Genomic DNA, 15075 nt, shown 5'->3' with positions numbered 1-15075 from the left:
GGCCGTCTCAGCTGGTGGGGTGCGGGTGTGCACTTATCACGGTACGCCGTGTTCGACGCGCCTGTTTCCGGTCAGTCTTCGCTCTCCGTCGTCGGTGACGCCGCCTCGGCCGCCTTCGCGGCCGTGCTCCCGGGGCGCTTGCGCGCCACCCAGCCCTCGATATTCCGCTGCTGGCCGCGGGCCACGGCCAGCGAACCGGGCGGCACATCACGCGTGATCACCGACCCGGCGGCGGTATAGGCGCCGTCTCCGACCGTGACAGGCGCCACAAACATGTTGTCCGAACCGGTGCGGCAGTGCGACCCGATCGTGGTGTGATGCTTGTCCTGGCCGTCGTAGTTCACGAACACGCTCGCCGCGCCGATGTTCGAGTACTCGCCGATCGTCGCATCGCCCACGTACGACAGGTGCGGCACCTTCGTGCCCTCGCCGATGCGCGCGTTCTTCGTCTCGACGTACGTGCCCACCTTGGACTTCACCCCCAGGCGCGTACCCGGACGCAGATACGCGTACGGACCCACCGACGCCCGCGGGCCCACCACCGCGCCCATGGACACCGTGTTGTCCACCCGCGCCCCCGCCCCCACCCGGGTGTCGGTCAGCCGGGTGTTGGGCCCGACCTCCGCGCCCTCGGCCAAGTGCGTCGCACCGTGCAACTGCGTGCCCGGATGCACGATCACGTCCTGCTCGAAGGTCACCGTCACATCGACCCACGTCGTCGCCGGGTCCACCACGGTCACCCCGGCGAGCATGGCCGCCGTCAGCAGCCGATCGTTCAGGGCCCGCCGCGCCTCGGCGAGCTGCACCCGGTTGTTGATCCCCGCGATCTCCCGGTGGTCACCGGCCACCGAAGCACCGACCCGGTGCCCGGCCCCGCGCAGGATCCCGAGCACGTCCGTCAGGTACTCCTCGCCCTGGCTGTTGTCCGTGCGCACCTGACCCAGCGCCTCGGCGAGCAACCGCCCGTCGAACGCGAACACCCCGGAGTTGATCTCCCGGATCGCGAGCTGCTCCGCGTCGGCGTCCTTGTGCTCCACGATCGCGGTCACCGCGCCGTCGGCGTCGCGCACGATCCGGCCGTACCCGGTGGCGTCCGGTACCTCCGCGGTCAGCACGGTCACCGCGTTGCCGTCGGCGGTGTGCGCGGCGGCCAGGGCGGCGAGGGTCCCCCCGGTCAGCAGCGGGGTGTCCCCGCAGACCACGATCACGGTGCCCTCGACGGCACCGCCCAGCTCCTCGAGGCCCATCCGGACCGCGTGCCCGGTGCCCTTCTGCTTCTCCTGCACGGCGGTCCGCGCCGCGGCGTCCACCTCGGCGAGGTGCGCGCTCACCTGCTCCCGCGCGTGCCCGACCACGACGACCAGGTTCTCGGGCTTCAACTCCCGCGCGGCGGCCAGCACATGACCGACCAGGGAACGGCCGCAGATCTCATGCAGGACCTTCGGTGTGGCCGACTTCATACGGGTGCCCTCACCCGCTGCGAGAACGACGACGGCTGCCGGGCGAATGGCGCTCACGGGATGCCCTTCGGCTTTTGGGTGGGGTGGACATCCGCAGGATACCGGGGCGGTTGAGGGGGGAGACGAGAGCGGGTCCTGGCTGTGTAGCCAGGACCCGAACCGAGGATGCTCCCCCGCCAGGACTCGAACCCGGACAGATGGCACCAAAAGCCACAGTGCTGCCAATTACACCACGGGGGACCATATCGGCCAAACCGGACATTCAGTCAGGCCGCCGAGTGACGCCTCCTACTATGCCGTACCAGGCGCCCTCGATGCGACGGTACAGCTCGGCACTCTGCCGCACCTTGATGGCGAAACAGCCACGGTATGTGTCGCCTGTGTTCTTGCGTACGGTCGCCGGCTTGTGCCTCTTCAGGACGGTCTTGCCCAGGAGTGCTCGGTCTACGCCGACAAGATTGGCCCAGTACTGCTCAGCCGCATCGACATCGGCGGTTTCGTGGATCATGACGCGACAGTGCAGCCGGTCGCGTTGCACGCCGAGGAGGTCCAGCCAGGCGAGGAAGACTCTGATCATGCCGGAGTCACTGTTGACGAACTCCACGCTTTCGCGGCGAGCGTGCGGTTTGTCCTTGGTGCCCTCGGCCCAGTACAGGCCCACGCCCAGGAGAAACAGCTCGCGGTTGGAGAGCTCGCCCACTGCTGCGGCTGCCGCCTGCTTGGCCTCCTCGCGCTCGCGGTTTTGTGATGCTCGCAGTCGTGCCAGCCCGTCGTTCATGCGCGCTCGCTGCTCTTCGGGTGTGCAGCGAGGCTCCGGCTTCGGCAGGTCCCGCACCCAAAGTGAGACGGAGCTTTTGGAGCACCCCAGCTCCGCCTGGATCTGGTTGTACGTCCAGCCCTGCCTTCGCAGCTCGCGTGCCCGTTCGCGAACGTCGTCCTTGGCGCGCGGGCGCTGCGTCCAATCCGCAGGGGGCTCGCCCTCGACGAGGCGTTGAAGCGTCTCCTTGTTGTAGATCTGCAGCTCGTCCCGGATCTGCCGAAGGCTGTACCCCCCGCGCCGCAGCGCCACCGCCCGCTCCCGCAGGCCCTCGAAGTCGGCGTACTTGTGCTGTGCGTGTGCCATGCGCATACCGTCCGGCCGGAATGGGAGCCTCCGGGCCCGAACAAGAGATGTTCACCAGTTCGAGGGAAATCGACCGGTTCGGCGATGCGTCGATCACGGTGTGTGGTCGGCTCCGGGTAGGCGAAACTCGCCGGAAAAGCGCCGTCGCGCGCCCGTAGGCTGGAGACATGACCACGACGGGGGAAGAGCGCGCCGCGGCGGTGAGTGGGCCGTGGTGGTGGGCGCGGTGGCGCAGTGCGCTGTTCGACGGCAGCCTGGCGCTGGCGTCGGCGGCGGAGTGCGCGGCGGAAGGGGTGCCGTTCGCCCGGGACGCCGGGGTGCCGCTGGTCGCGGGGGTGCTCTTCGGGCTGCTGTGCGGGTCGGTGCTGCTGGTCAGGCGGCGGTGGCCGATCGCCGTCGTGCTGGTCGCGATCGCCGTCACGCCCGCCCAGATGGGCTTCCTCATGGGGATCGTCGGCCTCTACACGCTCGCCACGTGCGAGCTGCCTCGGCGGATCATCGGGGCGCTCGCCGGGATGTCGCTGCTCGGCACGATGATCGTGACGTTCGTGCGGGTGCGGCAGGACATGGCACGCGGCGACTTCACCATCGGCGACTGGTTCGTCCCGTTCGCCGCGGTCACCACCTCGCTCGGTCTCACCGCGCCCCCGCTGCTGCTGGGCCTGTACGTCGGCGCCCGGCGGCGGCTGATGGAGTCGCTGCGGGAGCGTGCGGACAGCCTGGAGCGGGAGTTGCAGCTGCTCGCGGAGCGGGCGGAGGAGCGCGCCGAGTGGGCGCGCGGCGAGGAGCGCACCCGGATCGCCCGGGAGATGCACGATGTCGTCGCGCACCGGGTGAGTCTGATGGTGGTGCACGCCGCCGCGTTGCAGGCGGTGGCCCGCAAGGATCCCGAGAAGGCCGTCAAGAACGCGGCGCTGGTCGGGGACATGGGCCGGCAGGCGCTGACCGAGCTGCGCGAGATGCTGGGTGTGCTGCGCAGCGGCGAGGTGCCCGAGCGCCCTGCCCCGCTGCGTGATCCGGCGGCCCTGCCGCTGGTCGCGGTGGGGGTCGCGGCCGCCGCGGCGGCGTCCCGCGCCGCCGGTGAGCCGGGCGGCGACGGGCCGTGCCTGGCGGAGCTGGAGGAACTGATCGGCCAGTCGGCCGCCGCGGGCATGGTGGTGGACCTGTCGGTCGAGGGCGAGGCGCGCCCGTACGGGGCGGAGATCGAGCAAACCGCGTACCGGGTGGTGCAGGAGGCTCTGACGAACGTCCACAAGCACGCGGCGGGCGCCAAGACGCGGGTGCGGCTCGCGCACCGGGGTGCGGAGATCGCGATGCAGGTGGAGAACGGCCCGCCGCCCGAGCCCGCGACCGCGTCGGCGGCGGGGCTGCCGTCCGGCGGGAACGGCCTGCTCGGCATGAAGGAGCGGGTCGTGGCCCTGGGCGGCGTGTTCGTGTCGGGGCCGACGGACGCGGGGGGTTTCCGGGTGTCGGCGGTCATTCCGGCGTAGGCGGGGATGGGGCCGGGGCCGGAGGCTGTTGTGCGTGGCTCGGGGCGGTCACCGGTCACCGGTCACCGGTCGTTGGCCGCGGGCCGCGGGCTGGGGCGCTGGGCTTGGGGCTGTCGGCCGTTGGCCGCTGGTCGGTCTTGAGGCTGTGGGGGTGTCGCGGGGGCCCGGGGTTGCCGTCGGTGGCTCGGGGTGTGGTCGCTCCAGGGGCAGAGGGCGTTGGTCCTGGGGCCGTTGGCCGTGGGCTTGAGGGCGTAGGAGCGCGAGGGCGTGGCGATGGCCCCGGCGTGGCGGGTCGTTGCCACCGTTCGTGGCTTGCAGGCGGCCACCGGCCCCAGGCGCACGGACCCGGGGACTTGAGGCCCGGGAGGTCAGCGGTGGTCCCGGCGTGGCGGGCCGGGGCGGGCCGTCACGGAACTCGTGCTGTGGCCGCCGGCCTCGGGGCACGGGCCGGGGCGCGGACCTCGGGGTGCGGCGGCGCCCGGCGGTGTCGGATCGCGTCGGGAGGTCAGCGGCGGTCCGGGCCGGGCACGGCGGGCCGGGAGCCGCCGTCCCGTCACCCCTGCGGAACTCCCGGTCCGGGGCGGGCGGTACGTGGTCGTGTCAGACCGCGGCCGTGGTGAGGCGTACCGGTGTCAGGCCGGAGACCAGTGCCGTCAGGGCCTGGTCGATGCCGGGGCCGAGGTACCAGTCGCCGGTGTGGTCCAGGGCGTAGACGCGGCCCTCGGCGTCGATGGCGAGCAGCGCCTGTGTGTCGCTCTCCGCGCCGAGCGGGCAGACGTCGGTGCCGAGGGCGCGGCCGAGGTCGCCGAGGGTGCGGGCCAGGTGGAGGCCGTGCAGCGGGTCGAGGTCGAGTGCGGCGGGGGCGATCTGGCGGCCGGGCCCGCCGGGGGCGACGCGCAGCCCGCCGAACTCCGCCCAGGCCTCGACGGCGGCCGGGAAGACGCTGTGCCGGTGGCCCGCCGGGGAGGAGTGCTCGCGCAGGGCGTCGGCCCAGAACTCCGCCTGCTTTATGTCCCAGCGTCCGGGCTGCCAGCCCGCGGCGCGCAGGGCGGCGTCGACGGGGGCGGCGAAGCGGGCGTCCCCGGGGGCTTCCTCGGGCTCGGCGGGTGCGGCCGGGGAGGAGAGCTTCGCCGAGAGTCTGGTGGGGCGCTTGGCGGCGGCGCGGCGGTCGGCTTGCATGGGCCCTTCGTTCGTCCTGTTCGTCTCGTGCGCGGATGGCGTGCGCGGATGGTGTGCGCGGGCGGAAGGTGTGCGGGCGGATGGCGTGCGGGTCGGGTGCGCGGCCGTCAGGCCCTGCCGCCGGCGGGGTCGACGATGTAGACGCCGAAGTGGGCGCTGAGCGCGGTGCAGGCGCGGCACGGCGCGGCGAAGCTGCCGTGCAGCGGGTCGCCGTCCTCGCGGATGCGGCGGGCGGTGAGCTTGGCCTGTTTGAGCGCTTTGCGGGCTTCGCCGTTGGTCATCGGTTTGCGCGAGGCGCGTTTGCTGCGGGTGGCGTCGACGGCGCTGATGTGCCGCGAGATGAGGATGGTCTCGGCGCAGCGGCCGGTGAAGCGGTCCCGCTGGGCGCTGGTGAGCGTGTCCAGGAAGTCCTGGACGAGCGGGTGCAGGGCCGGGGGCTCCTCGCTGCGCGCGGCCGTGCCGGTGAGGGTGGCGCCGCGTACGGAGAGGGCGGCGGCGATGGTCGGGAGTATGCCGTCGCGGCGGTGCCGGAGGGTGGGCGCGAGCGGTCCCTCGCTGCTGCTCCAGCCGATCCGCGGGTCGCCGGAGCCGCTGGTGTGCGGTCCCGCCTGCGTCGCGTTCATGATCATCATTCCCCTCCCGAGCATCCCCCCGAAGGACACAGAGTGCCAAATCGCATGCCCCGTGTGGAAGCTGGGGCGGCGCGACACGCCCGGTGGAGGGCGGTGCGTCACGGCAGGGTGACGCCAGGTCACGGCCGGGCGGGGGCGGCCGGGCGGCGGCATCGGGGGCGGGTGCGGGCGGTGCGCGGTGGCCCGGTGACCGGTGTCGCGCTACCGCATAGGCTGTCGGCACGCCGCGCTCGCGCGGCCGACGCGTTGGAGAGAAGTAGTCGATACGGATCCCGGCGGACGGCACAGGAAGCCGCCGCGCCGCGGGCCGTACAGAGTGCCGCAGGGGGCAACCGCCATGACGACAGGTCGGCTCGGGCTGGGGGTACCACCCGGCCGCCGGGGTGGTGGGCAGGGTGCCGCGCCGCCCAACGCGGCCTACGCCGGACAGGTCGTGCACTTCCCGGACCCGGTCCGGGCCGCCCGCCACCCGCGAGGGGTGCGGGTGGACGAGCACGGCTACCCCGACTTCTCGCCGTACGCGCGGGCCGCGGCGCAGATCGCGGACCCGCCGGAGGGCTTCGGCGTGGACGAACTGCGGCTGACCGACTACGTCTCGGCGAACGCGGCGCTGGCGGCGACCGGCCACGAACTGTGGGACACGGTGCCCAGCGTGGCGACCCCGCACGGCTGGACCTGGCACCACGTGGCGGGTGGCCGCCGCCTCGAACTGGTCCCGGTGGAGGTGAAGGCGCTGCTGCGCCACCACGGCGGGATCGCGACCGCGAACGTCGACCAGGCCAAGCGCGGCACCCGGCCGCTCCAGGAGACCCGCCCGGCGCACTTCGGGCTGCCCAAGTCCGGCGCAGCGGTCACCGAGCAGCAGGTGCAGGGTGTCGAGGAGGACCTCGGGTACCGGCTGCCGGGCGCCTACCGCTCCTTCCTGAAGGCGGCGGGCGGCTGCGCCCCGGTGGGCACCGCGCTCGACGCGGAACTGGGACTCCTGGTCGACCAGCCGTTCTTCACGGTGCGCGAGGAGGCCGCGGTCAACGACCTCGTGTACGTCAACAAGTGCCTGCGTGACCACCTCACCAAGGACTACCTGGGCGTCGGCTTCGTCCAGGGCGGTCTGCTCGCGGTGAAGGTGAAGGGCGAGCGGATCGGTTCGGTGTGGTTCTGCGCGTACGACGACGTGCGGGACGTGGATCCGGCGTGGCCGCAGCCGGAGCGCGTCGAGCGGCTGCTGCTGCCGTGCGGTGAGGACTTCGACGCCTTCCTGTCCCGGCTGGCGGGCTCACCGCCGGAGTTGGAGACGGTGGCGAACCTGATGGTGGACGGCGGATTCGCGCATGCCGTTCCGGCCTCTTCCGTGGGGGAGTGACTCGGCGATGGTGACGTACGCGCAGGCGCAGGAGCGCGCGGAGGAGTGGATCAACGGCGATGTGCCGTCGTACCAGCACCGGGAGGTGCGGGTGCGGGAGTTCGAGCTGGGCTTCGTGGTGTGGGCCGAGGACCGCGCGGAGGGGCCGCGCTCGGACGGCGGCCGGCAGCGGCTGGTCATCGCCCGGGACAGCGGGGAGGCCACGCTGTGGCCCGCGCTGCCGGTGGGCGAGGTGGTCCGCCGGTACGAGGAGGAGTACGGCCGTCCGGAGACGGCGGCGGAGCCCGCCGCGGCGGCCCCGCCGGCCCGGGTGGACCTGAACCAGACGTCGTTCCTGCTCAGTCCGCCGGAATGGCTCCAGGAGGCGGCGGACAAGCTGGGCATCCCGGACCGCCGGGGCGAGAGCGGCGGCACGTCGGGCGGCCCGGCCGCCGGTGGCGGTGCGGACGCGGGTCCCGGTTCCGGCGTAGGTCCTGCGCGGGACGAGTCGCTGCCGCAGACGCAGGCCGGGGTGCCGGTGGGCGCGGCCGGCGGGACGGGGTCCGGGGCTCCCGGGGCGCCGAACGTCCCGCCCGGGGCCACCCCGTGGGCCGGGACCGACACCAACGCGGATGCGGAGGAGGACCGTTCGGTGCCGCTGCCCGTGACGGTGTTCGCACCGCCGCTGAGCGGTGCCGACGACACCCCGCCGCCGCCGTCCGTCGCGTCGGACGCCAAGACGGCGCTGATGGAGGGCGGCAGTCGGCTCCCCCGCACGGCGGTGGCCCCGGCACTCGACGCGACCGGCGCCCCCGCGCCGCAGGCCGGTCCACCGTCCCAGGGCAGTACGCCGCCTCCGGGCAGCACGCCCTCGCCGTCCCCGGCCGCCGGTCCGGCGGCGCCGCCTCCGCCTCCGCCGCCCGGTGCGTCGTACGGCTATCCGGCGGCGCCCGGCGCGCCCGGTGCTCCGGCGGGTCCCGGAGTGCCGCCTCCGCCGCCGGTGGGCAGCACGCCCCCGCCCCCGCCGGCTCCGCGGGCGGGAGCGCCGTACGGCTATCCGCAGAACCCCGGGGCCCCGGGCACGCCGCCGCCCCCGCCCCCGCCGCCGGGCGGTGCGCCGTACACCCCCGCGGCCCCCGCCCCCGGGCGTCCGCTCGCGCCGAACGCCGGTGACATCGCCGACGCGGCGACCAGCAAGGCCGCGCCGCCGCCGCGCCGCGGGCACTCCGCCGCGCCGCCGCCTCCGCCGCCGGGCGCGCCCGGCGCCCCGGGGGCGCGTCCGGGCCCGGACCCCGCCGCACCGCCGCCGGGCGCTCCTGCCGCACCGGCCGCACCGGGCGGTTACGCGCCGACGCAGCTCGTCTCGTCCCTGGGCCCGGACGGCCCCGAGGCCGCCCCGCAGCCGCCCGGCGCCCCGCAACCTCCGGCTGCCCCGGGCGCCCCCGGCGGTACGACGCCCCCGGGCGGTGTCCACCACGCCGCCACGATGCTCGCCGACCCCGGCCGCACCGGCGGCGGCGCCCCGCAGCCGCCGGGTCCGCCCGGCGCTCCCGGTGCCCCGGGCGCGCCCAAGCCGCCGCCCGCTCCGGGCGCCCCCGCCGCGCCGGGCGTGCCCGGTCCGCCGCAGGCGCCCGCTGCTCCCGGCGTGCCCGGCGGCGGGCAGGGCGGTGTGCACCACGCGGCGACCATGCTGGCCCCGCCCCCGCCCGGCGGCCCGGCCGCGCCCCCGCCGCCGCCCCCGCCCCCCGGCGCGGCCCCGCCGCCCGGTCAGCCGCCCGTGCCCGGACCGCCCGTGCCCGGCGCGCAGCCCCCGGCCTACGGCTATCCCCCGCAGGGGCAGCCGACCGTGGGTCCCGGCTACCAGGCCGTGCTGCGCTACCGCGCGCAGGACGGCTCCGAGCAGCAGCTGATCCGGCGTTCGGCGCCGGGCACCCCGCACCCGGAGTGGCAGATCTTCCACGAGCTGCGCGGCATGAACGTGCCGCCGGACCAGGTGCTGGAGCTGCACACGGAGCTGGAGTCGTGCCAGTTGCCGGGCGCCTACTGCGCGCGGATGATCCGCGAGCAGTGGCCGCAGGCGCGGATCACCTCGATCGCGCCGTACGGCACCGACCACGCCAGCCGCCAGCAGGGCATGCGGCAGCTCCTGGCGCACCAGGGGGAGCTGCACCAAGTGGCGGACGGCCCGGCGCGCCCGGCGCCGGTGCGCGCGCCGCTGCCGCCGGTGCAGCCCGCGCCGCCGCTCCCGCCGGAGGCCATCGCCCAGGAGCTGGGCGCGGCCTTCGGCCCGGGGGTGTTCCGGTTCGAGCAGGCGGCCGTGTCCCGCCAGGGCGTGCCGCCGGTCGTGGCGCACACGCTGGTGGTGGCGGGTCTGCCGCTGGACATGGGGCCCTTCTTCTGGGCGCAGGCCCAGCCGGGGCGCCCGGTGCCGACGCTGGCGGAGCTGGCGGCCGAGCGCGGGGTGCAGCCGGCCCCGGACGCGGGCTCGTACCTCGTCATGGGCAGCGACTTCGGCAAGGCGCTCTGCGTCCAGTACGGCACGGCGAACATCGTGGCCGTGCCGGTGGAGGCGGGCCCCGGCGGTACGGCCGTGCCGCCGCAGTTCGTGAACACCGGGCTGCCGGAGTTCGCGCGCTGCCTGGCGCTGCTGGGCCGGATGTGGCGGCTGCGGCACGGCCTGAACCAGGAGCAGGCGGGCCGCTGGACCGTGGACTTCCAGGCCCAGCTGGTGGCCCTGGACCCGGCGGCGCTCGGTTCGCCGGAGAGCTGGTGGTCGGTGCTGCTGGAGCAGATGTGGGACGGACTGCTGTGAGCGCGTGAGCGCCTGAGCGCCTGACGGCGAGTGAGGGCCGGGCCCGGTCGCGTGACCGGGGCCGGCCCTCTTTCGTTCACTCCTGACCGGACCCGCACCCGGAGTGTCGCGTTATGAACATCTCGTCCCTATAGCTGAGGATGTGCCCGCAATCATCGTGTCGCATCCATTCGGCGGTGTCCGGCGGTGCACGACGGAGAGGGGTTCAGGATGGGCAGCACGGCGTCATCGGTCTCGCTCCACGGCTTCGCGGTCGTACGGGGGCGCGGCTACCGCCCCGATCAGGTGAACACCCATGTGGACGCCCTCTTCGCCGAACGGGACGCGGCCTGGGAGCGCGCGGCGCGGCTGACGGTCCTGGCCCGGAACATGGAGGCGGAGCTGGCGGCCCTGCGCGAGCGGGCCGCCGGACTCGGCGAGCAGACCTACGCCTCGCTCGGCGAGGGCGCCCGGAGCCTGCACGAGCACGGGCAGCAGGAGGCGCGGGCGGTGCGCGAACGCGCCCTCCAGGCGGCGCGCGAGCAGCGCGAGGCGGCGCAGGCGTACGCCGACGGCCTGCTCCGGGACGCGCGGGCGTACGCCGACGCGGTGTGCGGCGCGGCGGAGGAGGAGGCCCGGCGGCGGACCGAGGCGGCGCGGGCCGAGGCGGACGCGCTGCGCATCGCGGTCCGCCGTGAGGTGAAGCAGACCCGCGGCCGGGCGCTGGCCGCGCTGCGCGAGGCGCGTCGCGGCGCCGAGGGGACGCTCGCCGGGCAGGCCCGTGAGCACACCGTCCGGCTGGCCGCGGCCGAGCGGGAGGAGAACGCGCGGCGCGCGGCGCTGGAGGCGGACCACACCCGGCGGCTGTCGGCCGCCGAAGCGGCGCTGGCCGCGGCGGAGCGCGCGCTGACGGAGGCTCAGGACGCGGCCCGCCGGGCGCCGGGAGAGGCGCGGGCGCGGGCCGCCGAGGTGCTGGACGCCGCCCGGCTGAGCGCGGAGCGGATCGCCCGGGAGACGGAGCGGGTGCTGCGCGAGCACGGTGAACTCTGGGACGACGTCAGGGCCCAGATGGACACCGTCCAGAGCGACATCACCACGCTGACCGGCCGGGCTCGGGTGGAGTAGGGGGCCCGTCCCGCACGGGTGGCGCGGGGCCGGCGGCTTGCCCCTCACGCGGCGGGAGGGTGGAGGCTCGGTGGGCCGGTGGGTGGAGACAACCCTGAGACGGTCTCCGCCTGCCGGGGGACGGCCCCTAGGGGTAGCTCCGTACTCGGGGTCGGGGAGGGCTCGTACCGGCGGAGGACGAGACGGCCGCGAGCCGTCCTTAGTCTGGCTTTACGCCGCTGGGGGGCGGTGGACCGCACCGACGGGGGTGGGGTTTTCCCCAGCGGAAGACTGCGCTGAGCACCAGCGCGCCCGGGGGCCCGCGCACAGCAGACTCGTCCCCGTACCCGAGCACCGTTCCCGCCACCGCGGCTCACCCCGCGGGGCACCGCTCCGCCCGCAGCAGGACCGACATAGGAGATTTACCGTGACAACGGCTGTGACCATTCCCAGGCACGGGGGCACTGGAAGGCCGACGGCCGTCGCCGCACGTGCGCGGCAGGTCGTCAAGGCGTACGGCTCCGGGGAGACCCGGGTCGTCGCCCTCGACCACGTCGACGTGGACATCGCCCGCGGCCAGTTCACCGCGATCATGGGCCCCTCGGGGTCCGGCAAGTCCACGCTGATGCACTGCCTCGCCGGTCTCGACACCGTGTCGGGCGGTCAGATCTATCTGGACGAGACCGAGATCACCGGTCTGAAGGACAAGAAGCTCACCCAGCTGCGCCGGGACCGGATCGGCTTCATCTTCCAGGCGTTCAACCTGCTGCCGACGCTGAGCGCGCTGGAGAACATCACCCTGCCCATGGACATAGCCGGCCGCAAGCCGGACCGGGCCTGGCTGGACCGGGTGGTGGAGACGGTGGGCCTGGCCGGGCGGCTCAAGCACCGGCCCAACCAGCTCTCCGGCGGCCAGCAGCAGCGCGTCGCCGTGGCCCGCGCGCTGGCGGCCCGCCCGGAGATCATCTTCGGTGACGAGCCGACCGGCAACCTGGACTCGCGGGCGGGTGCCGAGGTGCTGGGCTTCCTGCGCCGCTCCGTCGACGAGCTGGGCCAGACCATCGTGATGGTCACGCACGACCCGGTGGCCGCCTCCTACGCCGACCGGGTGCTGTACCTCGCCGACGGCCGGATCGTCGACGAGATGTACCAGCCGACGGCCGAGCAGGTCCTGGACCGCATGAAGGACTTCGACGCCCGGGGGCGCACGTCATGACCGTCCTGAGAACCTCCCTGCGCAACTTCTTCGCGCACAAGGGCCGGATGGCCCTCTCCGCGGTCGCGGTGCTCCTCTCGGTGGCCTTCGTCTGCGGGACGCTGGTGTTCACCGACACCATGAACACCACCTTCGACAAGCTGTTCGCGGTGACCGCGTCCGACGTGACCGTCGCGCCGAAGACCGCCAAGAACAGCGAGACCCCGCAGAACGGCGTCCCCGAGACGCTGCCGGCCGCCGCCCTGGACCGGGTCCGGCAGGCCGAGGGCGTCAAGTCGGTCGAGGGCGGCGTCAGTTCGCCGAACGTGACGGTCGTCGACCGGCACAACAAGAACATGGGCTCCTCCAACGGCGCCCCGACCATCGCGGGCAACTGGACCTCCGGCAGCCTGCGGTCGATGGAGATCACCTCCGGCCACGCCCCGCACGGGCCGGGCGAGATGCTGGTGGACGCCGACACCGCCGACAAGCACGACCTGAAGCTCGGCGACGAGCTGCGCACCATCGCGCAGACCGGCGACCTCACGGCGCGCGTCGTCGGCATCGCCGCCTTCAAGGTGACCAACCCGGGCGCCTCCGTCGTCTACTTCGACACCGCCACCGCCCAGCGCGGACTGCTCGGCACGACCGGCCGGTTCACCCAGATCTCGGTCACCGCCGCCCCCGGCGTCTCGGACGAGCAGCTCAAGCAGAACGTGACGCGGACCCTGGCCGCAGCCACCGGGGCGAAGGCCGGCGCGTACAAGATCCAGACCGCCAAGGAGAACGCCGACGAGAACCGCAAGGACGTCGGGTCGTTCATGGACGTGATCAAGTACGCCATGCTCGGCTTCGCCGGGATCGCCTTCCTGGTCGGCATCTTCCTGATCATCAACACCTTCAGCATGCTGGTCGCCCAGCGCACCCGGGAGATCGGCCTGATGCGGGCCATCGGCTCCTCCCGCAAGCAGGTCAACCGGTCGGTGCTGGTCGAGGCGCTGCTGCTGGGCTTCGTCGGCTCGGTGCTCGGCGTCGGCGCGGGCGTCGGCATCGCGATCGGCCTGATGAAGCTGATGGGCGCGGCGGGCATGGACCTGTCCACCAAGGACCTGACGATCAAGGCGACCACCCCGGTGGCCGGTCTCGTCCTCGGTGTCGTCGTCACCGTCCTGGCCGCCTACCTGCCGGCCCGCCGCGCCGGCAAGATCTCCCCGATGGCCGCGCTGCGCGACGCCGGCACCCCGGCCGACGGCCGGGCCGGCTGGGTGCGCGCGGTGATCGGCCTGGTCCTCACCGGCGCCGGTACGGCCTCCCTGTACGCGGCGGCCACCGCGGACAAGGCGAGCGACGGCTCGGCCGTCCTCGGTCTCGGCGTGGTCCTCACCCTGATCGGCTTCGTCGTGATCGGCCCGCTGCTGGCGGGCGGGGTGGTCCGGGTGATCAGCGCGGTGCTGCTGCGGGCCTTCGGCCCGGTGGGCCGCATGGCCGAGCGCAACGCGCTGCGCAACCCGCGCCGCACCGGCGCCACCGGCGCCGCCCTGATGATCGGCCTCGCCCTGGTCGCCTGCCTGTCGGTGGTCGGTTCCTCGATGGTGGCCTCGGCCACCGACCAGCTGGACAAGTCGGTCGGCGCGGACTTCATCGTCCAGGGCAACCAGCGCATCGTCCCGCAGGCGGAGCAGGCCATGCGGCAGTCGCCCGGCCTGGCGCACGTCACCCGCTACAAGGACCTCGACGCCACCCTGACCTCGCCCGACGGCCAGGCCGACAAGGACGGTGTCACGGCCGCCGACCCGTCCTACGCCGACGACCTGCGCCGCCCGGTCACCGCGGGCAACCTGAAGGACGCCTACGCCCCCGGTGCCATGTCGGTCGGCTCCGACTACGCCGACAAGCACCACGTCCACGTCGGCGACACCCTCAGCGTCGCCTTCAAGGGCGGGAAGACGGCCCGGCTGAAGGTCGCCGCCATCACCAGCGACGACACCGCCATCGACCAGGGCGCCCGCTACCTGTCCATCGCCACCATGGAGAAGTACGTCCCCGCGGACCGCGTCCCGCCGAACATGATCATGTTCGCCAAGGCCGAGGACGGCCAGGAGACGCAGGCGTACGCCGCCCTGAAGAAGTCCCTGGAGCAGTACCCGCAGTACCAGGTGCGCGACCAGACCGACTACAAGCAGGAGCTGAAGGACCAGATCGGCCAGCTGCTGAACATGGTCTACGGCCTGCTCGCCCTCGCGATCATCGTCGCGGTGCTGGGCGTGGTGAACACCCTCGCCCTCTCCGTGGTCGAGCGGACCCGGGAGATCGGCCTGATGCGGGCGATCGGCCTGTCCCGCCGGCAGCTGCGGCGCATGATCCGCATGGAGTCCGTGGTGATCGCCCTGTTCGGCGCGCTGCTCGGCCTGGGCCTGGGCATGGGCTGGGGTGCCACCGCCCAGAAGCTGCTGGCCCTGGAGGGCCTGGGCGTCCTGGACATCCCCTGGCCGACGATCATCGCGGTCTTCGTCGGCTCGGCCTTCGTGGGCCTGTTCGCCGCGCTGGTCCCCGCCTTCCGGGCGGGCCGGATGAACGTGCTCAACGCGATCGCGACCGACTAGGACAGCTACAGATGATCGCGACCGACCAGGACGGACACGGATCCTGACGGCCGCGCACCGGACCCCTCGTGCACGGGGGTCACGGGGAGAGCCGCCCGGGGGCGGGAAGCCATGGGGGCTTCCCGCCCCCGGGTGCGTGCGCCCGCCGCCCGCGGACCC

10 protein-coding genes and 1 tRNA gene are annotated in these 15075 nt (G+C 74.1%); 6 read left to right on the top strand and 5 right to left on the bottom strand.

All coding sequences use genetic code 11. The features are described from left to right. Positions 1 to 71 precede the first annotated feature (71 nt). The 3 genes from glmU to A8713_RS12685 form a co-directional block, all read right to left on the bottom strand. Positions 72 to 1517, bottom strand: coding sequence for a bifunctional UDP-N-acetylglucosamine diphosphorylase/glucosamine-1-phosphate N-acetyltransferase GlmU (gene glmU, locus A8713_RS12695; RefSeq protein ID WP_079158934.1), 1446 nt, complete (start codon positions 1515 to 1517; stop codon positions 72 to 74). A gap of 111 nt (positions 1518 to 1628) precedes the next feature. Then, a tRNA-Gln gene (locus A8713_RS12690) sits at positions 1629 to 1700 on the bottom strand. A gap of 22 nt (positions 1701 to 1722) precedes the next feature. Then, entirely contained in the window at positions 1723 to 2583 is an 861-nt protein-coding gene (locus A8713_RS12685; protein WP_064537472.1) for a hypothetical protein, read from the bottom strand. 167 nt (positions 2584 to 2750) lie between these two features. Here A8713_RS12685 and A8713_RS12680 point away from each other — a divergent pair, with 167 nt between their 5' ends. Beyond that, on the top strand, positions 2751 to 4073 hold the full coding sequence (locus A8713_RS12680; RefSeq protein ID WP_064533548.1) for a sensor histidine kinase: 1323 nt from the start codon (positions 2751 to 2753) through the stop codon (positions 4071 to 4073). A 600-nt stretch (positions 4074 to 4673) separates the two neighbouring features. On the opposite strand, the gene A8713_RS12675 is transcribed toward A8713_RS12680, so the two are convergent. Next, positions 4674 to 5252, bottom strand: a complete 579-nt coding sequence (locus A8713_RS12675) for an SUKH-3 domain-containing protein (RefSeq protein WP_079158933.1) — start codon at positions 5250 to 5252, stop codon at positions 4674 to 4676. Between the two features lie 107 nt (positions 5253 to 5359). Next, on the bottom strand, positions 5360 to 5884 hold the full coding sequence (locus A8713_RS12670) for a YwqJ-related putative deaminase (protein WP_064533546.1): 525 nt from the start codon (positions 5882 to 5884) through the stop codon (positions 5360 to 5362). Between the two features lie 337 nt (positions 5885 to 6221). Between A8713_RS12670 and A8713_RS12665 the strand changes: the two genes are divergently transcribed. From A8713_RS12665 to A8713_RS12645, 5 genes are all read left to right on the top strand, one after another. Further along, the gene (locus A8713_RS12665; protein WP_064533544.1) at positions 6222 to 7244 is read left to right on the top strand and encodes an SMI1/KNR4 family protein; all 1023 of its coding nucleotides are present in this window, start codon (positions 6222 to 6224) and stop codon (positions 7242 to 7244) included. A 7-nt stretch (positions 7245 to 7251) separates the two neighbouring features. After that, the gene (locus A8713_RS12660) at positions 7252 to 10035 is read left to right on the top strand and encodes an SUKH-4 family immunity protein (protein ID WP_064533542.1); all 2784 of its coding nucleotides are present in this window, start codon (positions 7252 to 7254) and stop codon (positions 10033 to 10035) included. Between the two features lie 210 nt (positions 10036 to 10245). Next, positions 10246 to 11139 (top strand): hypothetical protein, encoded by an 894-nt coding sequence (locus A8713_RS12655; RefSeq protein WP_064533540.1) that lies wholly within the window; start codon positions 10246 to 10248, stop codon positions 11137 to 11139. Positions 11140 to 11545: 406 nt separating this feature from the next. Then, positions 11546 to 12334, top strand: a complete 789-nt coding sequence (locus A8713_RS12650; protein ID WP_026252386.1) for an ABC transporter ATP-binding protein — start codon at positions 11546 to 11548, stop codon at positions 12332 to 12334. Next, positions 12331 to 14916 (top strand): ABC transporter permease, encoded by a 2586-nt coding sequence (locus A8713_RS12645; protein ID WP_064533538.1) that lies wholly within the window; start codon positions 12331 to 12333, stop codon positions 14914 to 14916. The genes A8713_RS12650 and A8713_RS12645 overlap by 4 nt, the downstream gene beginning before the upstream one ends. Positions 14917 to 15075 lie beyond the last annotated feature (159 nt).

The organism is Streptomyces sp. SAT1, assembly GCF_001654495.1.
Classification (GTDB): Bacteria; Actinomycetota; Actinomycetes; order Streptomycetales; family Streptomycetaceae; genus Streptomyces; species Streptomyces andamanensis.
This window is presented reverse-complemented; position numbering and strand designations above follow the sequence as displayed.

Bases quoted from the DNA above. Each gene is read 5' to 3' on its own strand.
- A8713_RS12660 (WP_064533542.1), top strand. From the start codon at position 7,252: ATGGTGACGTACGCGCAGGCGCAGGAGCGCGCGGAGGAGTGGATCAAC.
- A8713_RS12680 (WP_064533548.1), top strand. From the start codon at position 2,751: ATGACCACGACGGGGGAAGAGCGCGCCGCGGCGGTGAGTGGGCCGTGG.
- A8713_RS12665 (WP_064533544.1), top strand. From the start codon at position 6,222: ATGACGACAGGTCGGCTCGGGCTGGGGGTACCACCCGGCCGCCGGGGT.
- A8713_RS12645 (WP_064533538.1), top strand. From the start codon at position 12,331: ATGACCGTCCTGAGAACCTCCCTGCGCAACTTCTTCGCGCACAAGGGC.
- A8713_RS12675 (WP_079158933.1), bottom strand. From the start codon at position 5,252: ATGCAAGCCGACCGCCGCGCCGCCGCCAAGCGCCCCACCAGACTCTCG.
- A8713_RS12685 (WP_064537472.1), bottom strand. From the start codon at position 2,583: ATGGCACACGCACAGCACAAGTACGCCGACTTCGAGGGCCTGCGGGAG.
- A8713_RS12670 (WP_064533546.1), bottom strand. From the start codon at position 5,884: ATGATGATCATGAACGCGACGCAGGCGGGACCGCACACCAGCGGCTCC.
- A8713_RS12655 (WP_064533540.1), top strand. From the start codon at position 10,246: ATGGGCAGCACGGCGTCATCGGTCTCGCTCCACGGCTTCGCGGTCGTA.